The sequence below is a fragment of the Rhodococcus sp. (in: high G+C Gram-positive bacteria) genome, assembly GCF_049286785.1.
Classification (GTDB): Bacteria; Actinomycetota; Actinomycetes; order Mycobacteriales; family Mycobacteriaceae; genus Rhodococcus_F.
This window is the reverse complement of sequence record NZ_JBAQEO010000674.1, coordinates 12,217-29,594: the sequence shown is the minus strand read 5'-3', so window position 1 is coordinate 29,594 and position 17,378 is coordinate 12,217. Positions and strand designations below refer to the sequence as shown.

Genomic DNA, 17,378 nt, shown 5'->3' with positions numbered 1-17,378 from the left:
ATCCGGCACCTTCCCGAACCCTGCTCTGCGTGATGATGATTCGCCTGTCTTCTCCCCCGCCGGGCACCAATTCCACACGGGACCTCTGTGACTCGACCGGCGACTGTGTGCGCTCGTGCCAGCCCTCCGGCAGGATGATCCGAACAGCGCCGACCTCGAACTCACCGGCCCGCCCGCTCGCTTTCGCACTCGAGGGTTCCGAGGACGCGTCCGACGGGGCGCTACTCGGCACAGCCGGTACCGCACTCGGTTCGGGAGCGCTCCGGGGCCCCGCGGCCGGATCCCCCTCACCCAGGGCGAAGACGACCATTGCCACCAAGGCGACAGTGAGCACGGCCGCGACGGTAGCGACCGCCGGCCACGAGGTTCCCCGCCCACGACCTCGCGATTCCTGCAAGGTCGGCTCGAGCCAGTTCGCCTGCGGCACCGAAATACTCTTCGGTTCTTCGAAGGACTCCCCGAGGCAGTACCCGAGTCCGCGCGCCACGTCACCGTCCGAGAGCGCCCGATAATGGACATTCGGAGCCATCGATCCGATCACAGCGTTCCGCATTGCCTCGTGAGCGGAGGCTGCGCCGACACCTGTGACGAGCACGCCGCCCAGACCGCGATCTCGACGCACTCGTACGCCGAGTTCCACGGACTGCGCCGCCCAGTCGAGAAGGTTCTCTGCGCCGTCGAGTGCAGGATCGTGTTCGGACTCGAGCACCCGGTGTCCGTCGGGTCCGGCGACCACATAACTGGCCGTTGTGCTGTTCGCTCCGCACTCGAGGACCACCCACTGCGTCGGTGTGGCCGGGGCAGCGGTCCGCGTCGCGATTTCCGCGGCAGCCACCGCGACCGGGACGATAACAGTGTCTGCAACGATCCGGGAACACGCCGTGCGCAACACATCCTGTCGCCTTGATCCCCATTGCGTCGGACAGGACAGCACGGCGACTTCGGCCGCCCTCCCGGTCACCTGGTCGATCACGAACCGAAACACGGCGATCAGAACGTCCGAAACGGAGACCACCCCACCTGGCACATCAACGTACTCGTCGTCGATGAAGCAGAACGGCGAGACCGGCCGGGAGCCCGGATCTTTCTCGTCGACAATCGATATCGAGCCGTCGCCCTGCGCGAGGAACACCGGAGATCCCGACCATTCCGAACCGCCGGAAGAACACACAACGCCGGATTCAGTGAAGTGAATCGCGACTGCCGACCTCACTGCTGCGGCATCCACGCGAGTTGAACAAGGCCACCGCCGCTGCGAGTGACCAAAGTGCCTCGCCCCGGCGGCATCGCACTTGCGCGCACTGTTCCGATCAGATTGCCCTCGTCCCGGTTGCCACTCATCACCAGACCTGCCGACACGAGATCACGCATCCGCGCAATCACGGGTTCGTACAGCGCGCGGGCTGCACCACCCGAACGGCGGGCGATGATCAGGTGGAATCCGATGTCACGCGCGTGTGGCAGGTACTCGACGATGGCAGCAACCGGATTTCCACTGGAGGTCACCACGAGGTCGTAGTCGTCGATGATCACGAAGATCTCCGGGCCGGACCACCAGGACCGGTCGCGCAATTGCTGCTGGGTGATGTCCGCAGTCGGCATTCTCCTCTGGAGGAGATCGGCGAGGTCCGTCATATTCGTGCTCAGAATGTCTGCCGACGGGGCATAGGCAGCGCGATGCTCCCCCTCTACGACACCGAGCATGGTCCGCCGGTAGTCACCGAGGATGATCTTTGCCTGGCGCCCGGTGTTCGACGCCATGATGCCCTCGCAGATGTTGCGCAACAGCGTCGTCTTGCCGCACTCGCTGTCGCCGAACACCATGAAGTGCGGCTGATCGGCGAAGTTCAAGAATATCGGCGCAAGTTCGGCCTCGTCGAGTCCGATGGGAATCTGCAGGCACTTGTACGCGGAATCAACGTAGCTGGGCCACGAACCCGCCGCACGCAGCACATCTTCCCGCGCGATCCGTTCGGGCAGCATCCGGACCGCGGGGGCATGCCGTCCGTGGGTTGCGGCACCGATGGCCGCGACAGCGTCGGCGACACCTACAGCGAGATCGATCGGATCGGAGCGTCCGTCGAGTCGGGGCAGGGCCACCAGCAGGTGCAGACTGTCGCGCGTCATACCCCGTCCGGGACGGCCTTCGGGGACGAGAGCCGCGGTTTTGCGACCGAGGTCGGAGTCGGCCGGATCGCCGAGTCGAAGTTCGATGCGGGTACCGAGCTGATCCTTGAGCGCAGGACGCACCTCACCCCAGCGGGAGGCGGTGATCACGACGTGAACGCCGTACGACAGGCCCTGTGAGGCAAGGTTGGTGATCTGCTGCTCGAGTGCCTCGAACTCCTGACGGATGCTTCCGAACCCGTCGACCACGAGGAAGACATCACCGAACGGATCCTCGGCCACTCCCGCCGCAACCTCCCCGGGGGCAGGCTCGGCCCGGAGGCGCCGGAACTCGGCCATCGATTCGACACCGAGCGCACGGAAGCGTTCCTCACGCTGGCGAACCAGTGTGTTCATTTCCGCAACGGTGCGGCGAACCCGGTCGACATCCAACCGATTCGCCACCGAGCCGACGTGGGGAAGTCCGGTCATTCCGGCGAGAGTGCCACCGCCGAAGTCGAGGCAGTAGAACTGGACCTGCTCGGCGGAATGCGTCGCTGCCAGCGAGATGATCAAGCTCCGCAGAGCGGTGGATTTACCCGACTGTGGGCCACCGACCACGGCCATGTTGCCCGTCGACCCGGACAGGTCCACCACGAGAAGATCGCGCCGTTGATCGTAGGGACGGTCGATGATTCCGATGGGCGCACGCAGTGAACTGAACGCCGGAACCGGTTCCGTGAGAACCGACCGGGACAGCACGCGGTCGAGCGAAGGCGGCGCATCGAGAGGAGGAAGCCATACCTCGTGTGCGTTCGGCCCGCGGCCCTTGATCCGCTCGACCACGACATCGATGGTCGACCGTGTCTCGGTTGATTCCTCACCGAGGTCGAGGGACTGCTCCTCCTCGAGGATCTCGACGACATCGCTCTGCACCAGTCCGGAAGTGAAGATCTTCGGACGCAGTTCCACTGCCCTGGTCCTCGAACGCTGCACACTGTCCTCACGGCTGCCCTCGTAGACGCCCGAAACGTATGAGGCCTGGAACCTGACGATTTCCGCGGAATCACACTTGAGGTAGCCCGCGCCGGGTGTGGCGGGCAGGTGGTAGGCGTCAGGAACACCCAGGACGGTGCGCGATTCGTTGGCCGAGAACGTCTTGAGTCCGATCCGGTACGACAGGTGGCTGTCGAGACCGCGGAGCTTGCCTTCCTCGAGTCGCTGACTGGCAAGGAGCAGATGGATGTGAAGAGAGCGCCCCAGCCGTCCGATCGCCACGAACAGATCTGCGAATTCCGGTTGCTGGCTGAGTAATTCGGAGAACTCGTCGACGACGATGAACAGCGCCGGCAGCGGATCCAGATCGGCACCGGCCTGCCGTGCCTTCTCGTACTCGGTGACGTTGGCGAAGTTCCCGGCCGAACGTAGGAGTTCCTGCCGCCGATTCATCTCGCCCGCCAGTGCGTCCCGCATTCTGTCGACCATGGCCAGTTCCTCGGCCAGGTTCGTGATCACCGCGGCCACGTGAGGTGCATCCTCGAGCCCGAGGAACGTGGCACCACCTTTGAAATCGACGAGAACGAGATTGAGCGCGTCGGGTGAATGCATGGCGATCAATCCCAGCACCAGTGTCCTCAGGAACTCGGATTTTCCGGACCCGGTGGCTCCGATGCAGAGCCCATGCGGGCCCATTCCGTTCTCGGCCGACTCCTTCAGGTCGATCTCGACGGGATGACCGTCGACTCCTACTCCGATGGGAACCCGGAGACGGTCGCGACCGTGGCGCGGGAGCCACGCGTGATCGGGGTTGAGTCGCCCGACGTCACCGATGCCGAGCATCTGACTCCACGTCTGCAGTGGTTGATCGTCGTCACCGGAGTCGACCGCGTTCAGGGACGTCGTCCGGTACGGAGCGAGTCTCCGGGCCAGCGTCTCCGCCTGATGGGCGCTGACGAGATCCGGTTTCGCGAACATCTCCACACCGGAGCCGCTGCGTGCCCCGAGGGATCCGTCCTGTGCCACCAGTTGCAGTCCACGTGTCGCCGTCAGGCGTGGGCAGAATCCGCTGATGTCGAGAACAGTAACCGAATCGAGTCCCCCGTCGGTGATCATCCCAGACTCGCCCTCGAGGATTCCGCCGTCGACGACGATCAGAAGCTGTGGCACACCCGGTGCCGCAGGAGCATTACGAGAGAAGCGATTTCGCATCGACAGCTGCGTCCCGAGCGCAGACTCCAGTTCGAGAACGGACCCGTAGATCATCCGGGAGGATCCGACGCCGTCGTGCGAATCGGGATGCTGTGCATGTGGAAGCCACTTCGCCCAGTCCCATTCGGACTCCGTGTCGGGTCCGCACACGACGGCGACCAGAACGTTGTCCGGACCGTGAAACGCGCACACCTGCATCAGCATCGACCGGACGAGTGATCGAGCGGCACCCCGCTCGCCCTCGATGGAAATCGCAGCGAATCCGCGCAAGGACACCGCCGTCGGCAGTTCCTGGACGACGGAGTGCGCGCGGACGAACCTGCGCAAGGATACGGCGGCGACCGGTTCGAGGTCTTCCACTGGACCGGTTTCGGGGGCGATCAGGCGGGTGGCCAAGCGCTGGCTGCCACGACCCACGCGCACATGGCAATAGTCGGGGTCGGTGATCCTACGCTCCCACATGCGGGTCGTCCCGGCGATCGTCCACAGCAAGCCCGGCTCGGGATGGCTCCATTCCAGCGCCTTCCGCTGCTGCACCGCGGTCTCGTCGACCTCGCGGCGCAGTTGGTCGAGGTAGCGCAGGTAGTCCTTTCGATCTTCGTTGGCTTCAGCGGCTTTCGGGCCGCGCTGCCCGCCGCCTGCCAGCATTCCGAGCATCGACACCATCATCATGACAGGGAAGAGCATCGACATCGGGTTACGCGCCATACCCGACGTGAACATCAGAGCCATCATCCCGACCATGGCGACGACCATGACGAGGGGCAGGAGCTTGGTGAGAAGGTTACCCGGGACGAGGCGAGGTATCTCGGGAGGCGCCTGCAGGCTCACTTCACCGCCCGGGATCCGCGGAACCTCCCGCCTCGCTTTGCGCACGAATCGAATAGTGCTCATTCCCCCGACCCCCCATGATGTCCACCGGCCCGGACAGAGTCGACATCGACCGCCACGCACAGCGCAACCGATTCGTCCCGGAATGTCCGGCGCCCCCCTGGGCCTCACCCGCAATTTCGGAGGGCTCCACCCGCGAGGACAGAGATTAACCCATGAACGACGATTCGCATACCCGGGACCTGCGCCGCACACTCACTGGAGACCACGATCGAGTTCACGTAGTGTTCTCGTGATCGAATCGGACGAATTCTCCGGCCGATCGTCGAGCAGTGTCGTATCGGCGCAGGGGGTTGCGTGCGTCGCAGAGTGGGGGGAAACCGCTGTGTCCATTCTCCATGACGAGTCACGGGGCGCTTCGCCGTCCACCCGTCCCGGCGCGGCAGCCGATCTGTGCCGGATCACCGTGCTGTCCACATATTCACAGGTGGACCTGGCGGTTCCGTTCAGGGTTCCGCTGGCCATCCTGATCCCGGGGATCGTCGACACCATCCGCAGTCATCGCGCCGCCAACGACTTCGACGATTCACTCGAGCTGTACGAGCCGAGTGAATGGGTGCTCGCCAAGATCGGCCAGGCGCCGCTCTCGACCACCCTGACCCTGCATGAGCACGGTATCCGGGACGGCGATTTCCTGGTTCTGCAGAGTGTGCAGGCGAGCGCCCCGCCGCCGTTGTTCGACGACGTCATGTACAGCGTGTCCATCGCCGACGCCGCGGGCGATCACGAGTGGACACCGGGATTCGCAAGGGTCGCCGGTTCCGTCGCAGCCTTGCTCGGCACCGTCGTCGGTTCCTTCGCACTTCTCTGGTCGGAGACACCCGAGGAGAGTGTCGTCAGAGCCGGTTGTGCTCTGACGACGGCGCTTCTGTTCCTGATCGCCGGGGCAGTCACCAGCCGTGTCTACCGCGACACCGACAGTTCCGTTGCTCTCGGCGCCTGTGCGACTCCCCTGGCCTTCACGTCGGGAATGCTCTTCGTCCCAGGGGAACTCGGGGCTCCACACCTGCTCCTCGGGGCCGCACTTTCCGGAACCACCGCGGTTCTCGCCCTGCGGGTCGGCGGCGTCGGTGTGCGGCTGTTCACCGCACTGTCCGCGATCTGCCTCGTCGGATCGAGTGCGGCTCTGGTGGGAACACTGACCGACAACGAGCCCCACGTGATCGCAGCCGGTGTCGTCGCCGCCGCGCTGACGGGTCTGGCATTCTCGGCACGCGTGTCGATTCTGCTGGCCAAGCTGCCGCTCCCACCGGTCCCCGCCCCGGGCACGTCCGTCGATCCGTCCGAAGACGACCCCGACGACGAGATGACGATGCCGTCGTTCGATTCACTCGCTCAGCGCGCGACACGTGCTCGCAAGTACCTCACCGGCTTGGTGAGCGCCATGACAGTGCTCTCTGTCGCGGGCGCCCTGGTCGCGGCCAGGACGACACTGGACAGCGGAATGTACTGGCCCGGAGCTACTCTCGCGGTCGCCACGGCTGTCGCCCTCATGTTCCGCGGACGGACCTACAGCAGTGCCGAGCAAGCCGTGTCTCTCATCGGCGGCGGCGTGACCATTCTGGTTCTTCTACTCACCGCCGCAGCCGTCGCCGTACCCGATCACGCGATCACTGTGTTCGTGGTCGGAATCCTGTTCGGCGCCAGTGCACTGGCACTGGGAATCATTGCACCCGGGCAGACATTCTCACCCGTGATGCGCCGCGTCGCCGAGCTGATCGACCTTGCGATCATCGCGTCGATCGTTCCGCTGGTGTGCTGGGTGAGCGGTCTCTACTCCGTCATGCGCGGGCTGTGAGGCACCGTGCCGGCCGCATCGTTGTCGCCACCGCGGTGGTGACCTGCACTGCGGGACTGGGCCAGGGTCAGACCGTCGCGGCGGTACCGGACACCATCGTTCCCGGGCTCGTTCCCCCGAGGGACGCCCCCAAGGGGGAGTTACGGCGACCGTGCAGGGACGCAGTACGGGTGCCGGACGGTCCCGACGTCCCGATCGCGCAGCGTGACCTCGATTTCGAATCGGTCTGGCCCCTGAGCCGCGGCGCCGGTCAGACCGTCGCGGTCATCGACACCGGTGTGTCCCGCCATCCCCGGCTTCCGGACCTGATCCCCGGCGGGGACTATGTCGGAACCGGCGACGGCACAGACGATTGTGACGCCCACGGCACTATCGTTGCCGGTCTCATCGGGGCCAAACAGGTTGCCGGATCCGGCTTCTCCGGGGGCGCACCGGATTCACGAATCGTCACGATCAGGCAGTCGAGCAGCGCATACAGTCCCGCCGGGCAGGTGGACCAGGTCGACAATGCCGGAATTTCGGTCGGTGGATACGGCAATGTCGCGACCATGGCCACCGCAATTCGCCGCGCAGCCGACATGGGTGCGACGGTCATCAATATCTCCGAGGTCGCTTGCAAGACGGCCGCGGAAGGTATCGGCAGCGGTGACCGGTATCTCGGTTCTGCCGTCGAGTACGCAGTCACGGCCAAGGACGTGGTGGTCGTCGCCGCGGCAGGCAATTACGGTTCCGCCGAATGTAAGATCCAGAACCCCGCGGAGGATCCGCTTCATCCCGACGCCGATCCGTGGCACTCCGTCAGCACCATTGCGACCCCCGCTTGGTATGACGACTATGTCCTCACGGTCGGGTCGGTCGATGCCGATGGATCGCCCAGCGAATTCAGTCTGGCCGGTCCATGGGTCGATGTGGCGGCGCCGGGAGCCGGACTCACGTCACTCCACCCCAAGACGGGCGATTTGACGAACACCGTGTACAGCGCGCAGGGGAATGCGGAACCGTTGAACGGCACCAGTTTCGCGGCACCCTACGTCTCGGCGACGGTTGCGCTGGTCCGTTCTCGATTCCCGCAGCTGTCGGCGAAACAAGTCATGGCGCGCATCGAGGCCACCGCCCACGCTCCCGCGGAGGGATGGAACTCCCTCGTGGGAAACGGCGTCATCGATCCGGTCGCCGCCGTCACCGCGGACGTTCCGCCGGGCGGGGCGGCGGAAAACGAGTTCCATTCGGCCACGATCGATTCGCTTCCGGCCGCTGTACCGCCCGATCGGCGCCCACGCGAGGTGGCGTTGGCCGCAGTGGGAACGCTGGGAGCTCTCCTCACCCTGGGCGTGCTGGCGTCGTTCCCGCTCCGTCGCCGGTTCCCGTCCACCACAGCACGTCGCACCTGACCGGAGCACACACCGCGAAACCCGGGCTCGGGCTCGGGCTCGGGCTCGGGCGGCACGCTACCGTTCCGCCCGAGCCGTCCTCAGCTGGTACCCGAGGTCACAGCCGCCGGAGCCGAATCCGGCGCGATGCCGTCGTGTGCGACGAGCGCCGCGGACTTCCCGAGTGACGGCCCCGGTGCGAGCAAGCCGAGAATCTGCCAAGGAGCCAGCGGCGGCGTGCCTTCCACACCGAGAGCCTTCGACGAGTCCTCGTCCGGAACCCCGAACCGCACGCCGGTGTCCGCGACGAAGAACGTGCTGTCGCGTCGTGTGCTCGTCGACTCGATCCCGGTGGCCTGCACGAATCCTCCTGCACCGGGTGAGACGTACACGGAATCTGCGTTGTCCGCTCCGCCGTCCGCCTGCGCCAGGGCCACCGTGCGGGCGTCCTCCGGGATCGGGAGTGCGCGTCCCGCCAGTAAGCGAAGTTCCGCAGCGGGTGCGCTCGAATCGGTTTCGCCCGCGCCGCGCAAAGGTGTCCAGGTCAGGCAACTCACCGGGTTCTCCGAGGCGTCAACGATCCGCGGTGCCGTGTCCGGGAAACTCGACACCGGTATCTCGTCGACCGAGGGAATTCGATTGGTGGCATCCGGGGTAACGCTCGACATCTCGGTATCACCCTGAGAATTCGACAGCAAGATCAGGTTCGCCACCGCAGAACTGATCTTCTGGATGCCGTCGCGAAGAACCACGTAGTGCACCGTGTCCGAACCGATCACCACCTGGAACACCGAGCCGACGACCTTGTCCTGCAGGACGAATCCGGGTCGGCTACCGGCGCCCGGAATGACAGGAGCTCGGAGCGGCGGAACCTCGGGAACCGCATTGAGAAGTCCCCTGCTCACCGGGCGGGGCCGGGCACCTTCGAGTCCCAGTGCGCGGGTGACAGCAGGATCGTCCATGTCGATTCGGGCGCGCTTACCGCCGTACATCAGGTACGACGCCTCGGACGCCGAGACGAGGAGAGCCTGATCGCCGGCGAGGGCGGTGTTCCCGGGACCCTCTGTCTCCCCGACGACGATCGAGGTGGCCACCGAACGATGTCCGTCCGCTGCGACGGAATCGCATACGGTCCAGGGAGTCTCGCCCGACTCGCCGCCTGGCGACAATGCAGATGGCGCACCCGGTATTCCGACGACCGCGCCGCGAGGCCGCGTGTCGATCTCGGACTCCTTCACGATGACCGGGTTGGAAGCTTGCCCCACGATGAGCCGTGCCGACGCGAGGTTGAGAACGGGACGAAGAGTGTCGCCCATGACGACGTACATCGCACCGGAGTCCTTGGCCACGACGATCGATGCGTCCCCGATCTTGTCCTGCGGGCGGAAGAGAGCCAGGGCCGCACAGGCCGCGAGGCCGAGCGACGCGATCACGACGCCGACCGCGAGTGCCCGCGACTGAGATCGCATGGGGTCGTGCAACATGCGTACGTCGCGGCGAATCAGCGCGTGTTCCATCCGCCTGACCAAGAAGCGATATCCGTTGACCTGCCACCGAGTCGTTGGTGTTACAGCCATAGTTCCTCCCCCGTGCTGCACAGCGCTCGCGTGACACAGTACAGTCCGATCATCAGTCGTCACGGCGGACGGGTACGGGTCTGCTGGGTTCAGGTATTCGGGGGAGGAACCATGGACCGTTCGCGCGTCAAACGCTGGCCGTCGTCACACCGATTTGCGGCAACCGACCTGATTATTGCCCAGTTGGTGGGCGTGGTCGCCGGGATAACGGCATCGCTGTGCGGAATGCCATGGTGGGGCGCGGTTGCCGTCGTCATCGCGGTCGTCGTCGTCGTTCTCATTCGAATTCGCGGGTGCACTGTTCTCGAGTGGGTACGCACTTCACTGCGGTACCTCGCCACTTCCGAACTCGCACCGGCACGCACGGTGAGCTTCCAGGCGCCGACGGGCAGGTCCGTGGGGCTTCGGTGGGACGGTGGGGACGTCATCGCGGTTGTCGAGGTGCTGCCGCCGGCCGGAAGCTTGACGCAGGTCGCCAGGGACGGCTTTCAATCGACGCACCAACTGCCGGTCGCCGCGCTCGCCGCCTGCCTCGTACAACACGACATCTCGTTGAGCGGCATCGATATCGTCAGCCATGGCTATCGCACCGCTGCGGGCAGTCCGGCCACCGATGTCTACGACCGCCTCATCGGACCACTTCCCGCGACGGCCACTCGGATGGTCTGGCTCGCATTGCGATTCGATGCCACCGAAAGCGTCGACGCCGTGGCACGGCGCGGCGGCGGTGAAGAAGGTGCCTCGCGGGCCCTCACGATCGCAGCGAGTCGTGTCGTTCGTACACTCGCGGACGCCGGATGCCGTGCCCGCATTCTCACAGCACCCGAAATCGACTCGGCTGCGCTGCAGATCAGCAGGGGCGTCGACCCGAAGATGTTCACCGAGACGTGGAAGCACACACCACTTCCCGGCGTGTGCAACACGGGATACGGCGTGGATCCGCGTCACCTCACCAAGGATCTCCTGGCCACCCTCTGGGTACCCTCCAGCCTGGGCACCACCGTTACAGTGCGACTCCGCCCGAGCTCCCATCCCGGCCTGGTTCGGATCGGCGCAGCGTGCCGGATCACCACGCGCACGATGCCGGAACCCCTCGCGCAACCCGGGCTCATCTCGATGCACGGACGTCACCGGAGAAGCTTGCTGGCCAATCTTCCCGTCGGAGTACGCAACCTCGACGACGTCATTCCACTGTATGACGTGCCGATCGAGGAACTGCATACCCTGCAATTGCCTCCTGCGGGGTGCGGTCAACTCATCGGTTCCGATGACGACGGACACGGGATCACCGCCCGCGTCGCAGGTCCCGGCGTCGGAATGGTGTACGTCGCGGGCGAGTTGTACCTCGCCCAACAACTGGTGTTCCGCGCCATTGCGACAGGAGCTCGGGTGCTGATACACACCGATCGCCCGCACGCTTGGTCCTCGCTTATCGACTCGATCGCGACACCCGACCGATTGCGGGTAGCCGAATCGAATCCTCAGTCCGACAACATGTTCAACACCGTGGTGTTCGATGGTGTCGATGCGCTTGCCCCACGCGCGGGCATCACCGCGATCTACCTTTACGGCGAGCCCGGTCAATGGCCCGGCGCCGAACCCGACCTGTCCATAGTGCAACCCGACGCCTTGGGTGATCGGATCACCCTGTCGACCGGAGGAACCAGCATCGACCTCATGTTGGTCACCATCTCCTCCGAGACCGCCTTCATCGGCCGGCCCCGCGCGATGGACGAATACCACCAACCGAGCTACCAGTACTAACCCGGATACGGGTCGGTCGCTTCCTGCGTCCGCACCGCGCGTGCCCACCACACCAACTGCGCAAGCATGCGGCCGGCCGAGTCGATGGCCGCGGCGTCGGTGGTCCGGCCGTGTTCGTCGAACCTCTTTCGGACCTGATGAAAGCTGACACTCTGCCGAACCGATACCATGTGCAACTCGGCCACCACCTGCCGCAGTTGTTCCGTCGCCCGCAGTCCACCCGACAGTCCGCCGTAGGACACGAATCCTATGGGCTTCGTTCTCCATTCGTGTTTCACGCTGTCGAAGGCGGTCTTCAATGACGCTGGATACCCGTGGTTGTATTCGGACGTGACGGCCACAAATGCGTCCGAACGACCCACCCTTCTCCGAAACTCGTCGGTCACGGGTGACGCCGCGAAGTCATGTGGAAGTGACATCTCCGCGAGATCTATCGTGCCGATGTCGAGGCCGGCGAACGGGCGGGCGTACGTCGCGAACCAATCGGCTACAACTGGGGCGATGCGTCCCGCCCTGGTGGACCCCACGATTATCTCGAGTCGAACGGGTTCGGCGTCGGCTGTCATCGAAACTCCCTCTCTCCGGGGTAATCGTAGGTCCCTCACGCGGCAACGGCCGCAGTGATCAACCCCGCGAGTTCCCGGTAGGCCCGGGCGTCGTCCAATCCGGTCACCCGCGCGACCGCGCGCTGCTGAATACGCACCATCGTCGACGAGACCACGTCAGCCACGAACTCGGCGTGGACAGAACGGAACTCGCCGGTCGCAACGCCATCGGTGATCAGCTGCCGTACCCGCTCTGCGGCAATAGCGGTGTTCTGCTCGTAGACGGCACGGGCCGAACTCGCTCCGGCCAGGTCGTCCATGAATCGTTCGGACGCGGGCGCAAGTTGGTCACCCACCGCGAGGAGATAGGCGCTGATCCTGTCCTGTGCGCGGCCGCCGGCAGCCGCGACTGCGGCCTCGACGTTCTCGGTGGCGGCCCGGAAGAAGTGGACCGTGGCAGCTCGAACCAGTTCGTCCTTGCTGCTCGCAAGTGTGTACAGGGTTGACTTGGAGCATCGGAGACGAGCGGCGATGTCGTCGAGGGTGAGTGTCGAGAAACCATCGGCAAGAAAGAGCGCGACGAGCTGGTCGAACAACACGGCCCGTCGGACAGTCTGCTTGTACCCTACCCGTGCCATACTCTAGACAGTACTGGAGTATCGTTTCTAGTACTACTTCCTCTATCAGGAGACACTGTGACCGTCGAACGCCTGCTGCCGAGCCGTGAAGCTCACGACCTGATCGATCTCACCCGGGACGTGGCCGACAAAGTACTCGCCCCCAAGGCGAATGAGCACGAGAAGAGCGAGACCTTTCCTGAAGGGGTCTTCCCCGCTCTCGGACGCGCTGGGCTCCTGAGCCTGCCGTACCCGGAAGAATTCGGTGGCGGAGATCAACCGTACGAGGTGTATCTTCAGGTGCTCGAGGAACTCGCCGCGCGGTGGGCCGCGGTGGCCGTCGCCGTCAGCGTGCACAGCCTCTCGTGCTTTCCCCTCTTCACATACGGCACCGACGAGCAGAAGCGGCGCTGGCTGCCCGACATGCTCGGCGGTGAGACGATCGGCGCCTACAGCCTGTCGGAATCCCAGGCAGGTTCCGACGCCGCCGCCCTCGCGTGCAAGGCGACGCCGATCGACGGCGGATACCGGATCAACGGCTCGAAGGCCTGGATCACCAACGGAGGCCGCGCCGACTTCTACAACCTCTTTGCCCGCACCAGCGATGACGGTTCACGCGGTGTGTCGTGCTTCCTCGTCGACAAGGACACCGAGGGCCTCAGTTTCGGCAAGCCGGAGGAGAAGATGGGGCTGCGCGCCGTACCCACGACATCCGCGCACTACGACGACGCACTGATTCCCGAGGAACGCCGGATCGGCGCACAGGGACAGGGACTCCCGATTGCGTTCAGCGCACTCGACTCCGGACGACTCGGCATCGCCGCCGTGGCGGTGGGGCTCGCACAGGCGGCCCTCGACGACGCCGTTGCCTACGCGAAGGAACGCAAGGCTTTCGGCAAGCGGATCATCGACCATCAGGGTCTCGGGTTCGTCCTCGCCGACATGGCGGCAGCGGTCGATTCCGCGCGCGCCACGTATCTCGATGCCGCAAGGCGGCGAGACGCCGGTGTGCCGTACTCGCGAAACGCCAGCGTCGCGAAACTCGTGGCCACCGATGCCGCGATGAAGGTGACCACGGACGCGGTCCAGGTACTCGGCGGATACGGCTACACCCAGGACTTCCCGCTGGAACGGTACATGCGTGAAGCGAAGATCACCCAGATCTTCGAGGGCACCAACCAGATTCAGCGTCTGGTGATTGCGCGTCAACTCGCAGGTTGACGCGCCGCGTCAGCTAGTCGCCGCAACATCCTCCCGGCACGGAACGAACGTCACGAGTGATCGCGTTGCGTGCCGCCAATTCGTCAGCGTCGGGGTAGTCGACGCGGACGAGTGTCAGTCCGTGTGCGGGCGCGACAAGAATCGAACTCGATCGCGATTTCTGGCTGAGCAGGTGGTCTACCCATGCGAGATCACGTCGCCCCTCCCCTACTGCGAGCACCGCGCCGACAAGGCTTCGAACCATCGACCAGCAGAAGGCGTCAGCACTGACGAATGCTGTGAACAGCTCGCCGTCGCGCTCCCAGTCGAAGCGCTGCAGTTCGCGCACGGTGGTGGCGCCGTCGCGGCGCTTACAGAACGCGGCGAAATCGTGCAGACCCAGCAGTCTTGCCGACGCCCCTCGCATCAGATCGAGGTCGAGCACCCTCGGATACGACACGATGTCCCGCGCCCGCAGCGGATCAGCACCGTAGACCGCCGTGGTCAGGCGGTACTCGTAGTGCCTGCGCAACGCGGAGAACCGGGCATCGAATTGTTCGGGAACAATCGAGAGTTGCTTGATGCGGACATCTTTCGGCAGAAATCGGGCGAGTCTGCGGACCAGCCGCGACGGATCGTCCGGCAGCGAATCGGCGGGGACGTCCACATGCGCCACCTGTCCGCTGGCGTGGACGCCGGCGTCGGTGCGTCCCGCGACGGTCAGCTGCAGCGGTGACCGCAGCACGGCGCCGAGCTTCTCTTCGATCTCACCGCACACCGTGCGCAGACCGTTCTGACGTGCCCAGCCCGAGAAATCCGTGCCGTCGTAAGCGATATCGAGCCGCAAGCGAACGAGCCCGCCGTCCCCTACCGGGACGACGGGCTCGTTCGATTCAGCGTGTGCCGAAACCAAGTGGACTAGTCCTTCTTGGCCTCATCGGCTTCGGGAGCGTCGGCCGCGGTGGCGGTCTCGTCCTCGATAGCCTCGACGACTGCGTCGGCGTTCGCGACCTCGGCGTCGGTTGCCTCGGCTTCGACAGCCTCGACAACGTTCTCCTCGGCCGACGCGGCGGCCGGTGCATCCTGCGAAGCCTTCACGCGGCGCGCACGGTCGGCCTCGGAGGTTACGGTCTTCTCCTTGACGAGCTCGATGATCGCCATCGGAGCGTTGTCACCCTTGCGGGGAACCGTCTTGACGATGCGGGTGTAGCCGCCGTCGCGATCGGCGTAGAACGGACCGATCTCCGCGAACAGGGTGTGCACGACATCCTTGTTGCGGATAACCTTGAGGACCTCGCGACGGTGAGCCAGGGTTCCAACCTTGGCGTGCGTGACGAGCTTCTCGGCGTACGGGCGCAAGGCCTTGGCCTTGGACTCCGTGGTGGTGATACGACCGTGCTCGAAGAGCGCGGTTGCCAGGTTGGCGAAAATCGCCTTCTGGTGCGAAGCCGACCCGCCGAAGCGGGCACCCTTCTTGGGCTTGGGCATGATGATCTCCTAGTAAAGGACCGTGAGCGGCGGCTACAGCTGTTCGGTCTCGGCGTAGTCCTCGGTGCCGTCGGCGTCGCCGAAGGAACCTGCGTCGGTGTCACTCCACGTTCCGGTGGCCGGATCGTATCCAGCCACGGTGGTGGGATCGAAGGACGCGGGGCTGTCCTTGAGAGCGAGGCCGAGCGAATGCAGCTTGACCTTGACCTCGTCGATGGACTTCTGTCCGAAGTTGCGGATGTCGAGCAGATCGGATTCCGTACGACCAACCAGCTCACCGACGGTGTGAACACCCTCGCGCTTGAGGCAGTTGTACGAGCGGACCGTGAGGTCCAGGTCCTCGATGGGAAGTCCGAAGGACGCGATGTGGTCGGCCTCGGCGGGTGAGGGTCCGATCTCGATGCCTTCTGCTTCGACGTTCAGCTCACGGGCCAGGCCGAAGAGCTCAACCAGGGTCTTACCCGCAGAAGCGAGCGCGTCCCGAGCGGTGATGGAGTTCTTGGTTTCCACATCGAGAACGAGCCGATCGAAGTCGGTGCGCTGCTCGACGCGGGTGGCCTCCACCTTGTAGGTGACCTTGAGCACCGGCGAGTAGATCGAGTCGACCGGGATGCGGCCGATCTCGGCGCCGGACGCCTTGTTCTGGACGGCGGGGACATAGCCGCGACCGCGCTCGACGACGAGCTCGATCTCCAACTTTCCCTTGTCGTTCAGGGTGGCGATGTGCAGATCCGGGTTGTTCACGGTGACGCCGGCCGGGGGCACGATGTCGCCTGCGGTCACGGAGCCGGGGCCCTGCTTGCGGACGTACATGGTGACCGGCTCGTCCTCTTCGGAACTCACGACGAGGCCCTTGAGGTTCAGGATGATGTCGGTGACATCTTCCTTCACACCGGGAACCGTGGTGAACTCGTGCAGGACGCCGTCGATACGGATGCTGGTGACAGCAGCGCCGGGGATCGACGAGAGCAGGGTGCGACGGAGCGAATTGCCGAGGGTGTACCCGAAGCCTGGCTCGAGGGGCTCGATGACGAACTTCGAGCGGTCGTCAGCGATGACCTCTTCGGTCAGCGTGGGTCGCTGAGAAATGAGCATTGGATTTCCTCCTGTACGGGCGTCCGCTATTTGACGCCCACGATGGGAAAGGCACTGGGTGCCCGTGCTCTTTGTCGGTGTGAACCACCGACAAAGAGCACAGGTCCGAGGCCTTACTTCGAGTAGTACTCGACGATCAGCTGTTCCTGCAGAGGAATGTCGATCTGTGCACGCTCGGGAAGCTGGTGAACCAGGATGCGGAGACGTCCACCGACAACCTGCAGCCAACCCGGGATCGGGCGATCGCCCTGGGTCTCACGTGCAACCTGGAACGGAAGCGTCGACAGCGACTTCTCCCTGACATCGATGATGTCGTACTGGGAGACGCGGTAGCTGGGGATATCGACCTTCTTGTTGTTCACAAGGAGGTGACCGTGCGTGACGAGCTGACGCGCCTGACGGCGAGTGCGGGCCAGTCCGGCGCGGTACACGACGTTGTCGAGACGCGACTCGAGGATGCGCAGCAGGTTCTCGCCGGTCTTACCGGGGCGGTTGTTCGCCTCCTTGTAGTACAGACGGAACTGCTTCTCCATGACGCCGTAGGTGAAGCGAGCCTTCTGCTTCTCCTGCAGCTGGAGCAGGTACTCGCTCTCCTTGATACGCGCGCGGCCGTGCTGTCCGGGCGGGTACGGGCGACGCTCGAATGCCTGGTCGCCTCCGACGAGGTCGACGCGCAGACGACGCGACTTGCGGGTGATGGGTCCGGTATAACGTGCCAT

The 17,378-nt window shown here is 64.9% G+C and carries 13 protein-coding genes; 4 read left to right on the top strand and 9 right to left on the bottom strand.

Going from position 1 to position 17,378, the window contains the following annotated elements:
* Both WAW17_RS24395 and eccCa read right to left on the bottom strand, forming a co-directional pair.
* A partial coding sequence (locus WAW17_RS24395) for a type VII secretion-associated protein (protein ID WP_422335459.1) occupies nt 1-1,132 on the bottom strand: 1,132 nt, incomplete at its 3' end.
* Between the two features lie 77 nt (nt 1,133-1,209).
* Nucleotides 1,210-5,208 (bottom strand): type VII secretion protein EccCa, encoded by a 3,999-nt coding sequence (gene eccCa / locus WAW17_RS24390; RefSeq protein ID WP_422335458.1) that lies wholly within the window; start codon nt 5,206-5,208, stop codon nt 1,210-1,212.
* A gap of 322 nt (nt 5,209-5,530) precedes the next feature.
* Between eccCa and eccD the strand changes: the two genes are divergently transcribed.
* Nucleotides 5,531-7,003, top strand: coding sequence for a type VII secretion integral membrane protein EccD (gene eccD / locus WAW17_RS24385; protein WP_422335457.1), 1,473 nt, complete (start codon nt 5,531-5,533; stop codon nt 7,001-7,003).
* Nucleotides 7,000-8,394: a type VII secretion-associated serine protease mycosin gene (mycP, locus tag WAW17_RS24380; protein ID WP_422335456.1), complete on the top strand. Its 1,395-nt coding sequence runs from the start codon at nt 7,000-7,002 to the stop codon at nt 8,392-8,394. Before eccD ends, mycP begins: the two co-directional genes overlap by 4 nt.
* A gap of 80 nt (nt 8,395-8,474) precedes the next feature.
* Here mycP and eccB read toward each other — a convergent pair whose 3' ends face one another.
* On the bottom strand, nt 8,475-9,950 hold the full coding sequence (eccB, locus tag WAW17_RS24375; RefSeq protein WP_422335455.1) for a type VII secretion protein EccB: 1,476 nt from the start codon (nt 9,948-9,950) through the stop codon (nt 8,475-8,477).
* A gap of 111 nt (nt 9,951-10,061) precedes the next feature.
* Between eccB and eccE the strand changes: the two genes are divergently transcribed.
* The gene (gene eccE, locus WAW17_RS24370) at nt 10,062-11,714 is read left to right on the top strand and encodes a type VII secretion protein EccE (protein WP_422335454.1); all 1,653 of its coding nucleotides are present in this window, start codon (nt 10,062-10,064) and stop codon (nt 11,712-11,714) included.
* Here eccE and WAW17_RS24365 read toward each other — a convergent pair.
* Together WAW17_RS24365 and WAW17_RS24360 are read right to left on the bottom strand one after the other, a co-directional pair.
* Nucleotides 11,711-12,280: an NADPH-dependent FMN reductase gene (locus WAW17_RS24365; protein ID WP_422335453.1), complete on the bottom strand. Its 570-nt coding sequence runs from the start codon at nt 12,278-12,280 to the stop codon at nt 11,711-11,713. The genes eccE and WAW17_RS24365 overlap by 4 nt on opposite strands.
* A gap of 35 nt (nt 12,281-12,315) precedes the next feature.
* Nucleotides 12,316-12,897, bottom strand: a complete 582-nt coding sequence (locus WAW17_RS24360) for a TetR/AcrR family transcriptional regulator (RefSeq protein ID WP_422335452.1) — start codon at nt 12,895-12,897, stop codon at nt 12,316-12,318.
* A gap of 57 nt (nt 12,898-12,954) precedes the next feature.
* On the opposite strand from WAW17_RS24360, the gene WAW17_RS24355 reads away from it, so the two are divergent.
* Nucleotides 12,955-14,097 (top strand): acyl-CoA dehydrogenase family protein, encoded by a 1,143-nt coding sequence (locus WAW17_RS24355; protein WP_422335451.1) that lies wholly within the window; start codon nt 12,955-12,957, stop codon nt 14,095-14,097.
* A 13-nt stretch (nt 14,098-14,110) separates the two neighbouring features.
* Here the strand turns inward: WAW17_RS24355 and truA are convergent, their stop codons facing one another.
* From truA to rpsD, 4 genes are all read right to left on the bottom strand, one after another.
* Entirely contained in the window at nt 14,111-14,923 is an 813-nt protein-coding gene (truA, locus tag WAW17_RS24350; protein ID WP_422335460.1) for a tRNA pseudouridine(38-40) synthase TruA, read from the bottom strand.
* A 71-nt stretch (nt 14,924-14,994) separates the two neighbouring features.
* Entirely contained in the window at nt 14,995-15,564 is a 570-nt protein-coding gene (gene rplQ / locus WAW17_RS24345; RefSeq protein ID WP_422335450.1) for a 50S ribosomal protein L17, read from the bottom strand.
* Nucleotides 15,565-15,597: 33 nt separating this feature from the next.
* The gene (locus WAW17_RS24340) at nt 15,598-16,659 is read right to left on the bottom strand and encodes a DNA-directed RNA polymerase subunit alpha (RefSeq protein WP_422335449.1); all 1,062 of its coding nucleotides are present in this window, start codon (nt 16,657-16,659) and stop codon (nt 15,598-15,600) included.
* 113 nt (nt 16,660-16,772) lie between these two features.
* Nucleotides 16,773-17,378, bottom strand: a complete 606-nt coding sequence (gene rpsD / locus WAW17_RS24335) for a 30S ribosomal protein S4 (RefSeq protein ID WP_422335448.1) — start codon at nt 17,376-17,378, stop codon at nt 16,773-16,775.

Bases quoted from the DNA above. Each gene is read 5' to 3' on its own strand.
- eccCa (WP_422335458.1), bottom strand. From the start codon at position 5,208: ATGAGCACTATTCGATTCGTGCGCAAAGCGAGGCGGGAGGTTCCGCGG.
- eccB (WP_422335455.1), bottom strand. From the start codon at position 9,950: ATGGCTGTAACACCAACGACTCGGTGGCAGGTCAACGGATATCGCTTC.
- eccE (WP_422335454.1), top strand. From the start codon at position 10,062: ATGGACCGTTCGCGCGTCAAACGCTGGCCGTCGTCACACCGATTTGCG.
- WAW17_RS24365 (WP_422335453.1), bottom strand. From the start codon at position 12,280: ATGACAGCCGACGCCGAACCCGTTCGACTCGAGATAATCGTGGGGTCC.
- WAW17_RS24360 (WP_422335452.1), bottom strand. From the start codon at position 12,897: ATGGCACGGGTAGGGTACAAGCAGACTGTCCGACGGGCCGTGTTGTTC.
- rplQ (WP_422335450.1), bottom strand. From the start codon at position 15,564: ATGCCCAAGCCCAAGAAGGGTGCCCGCTTCGGCGGGTCGGCTTCGCAC.
- WAW17_RS24340 (WP_422335449.1), bottom strand. From the start codon at position 16,659: ATGCTCATTTCTCAGCGACCCACGCTGACCGAAGAGGTCATCGCTGAC.
- rpsD (WP_422335448.1), bottom strand. From the start codon at position 17,378: ATGGCACGTTATACCGGACCCATCACCCGCAAGTCGCGTCGTCTGCGC.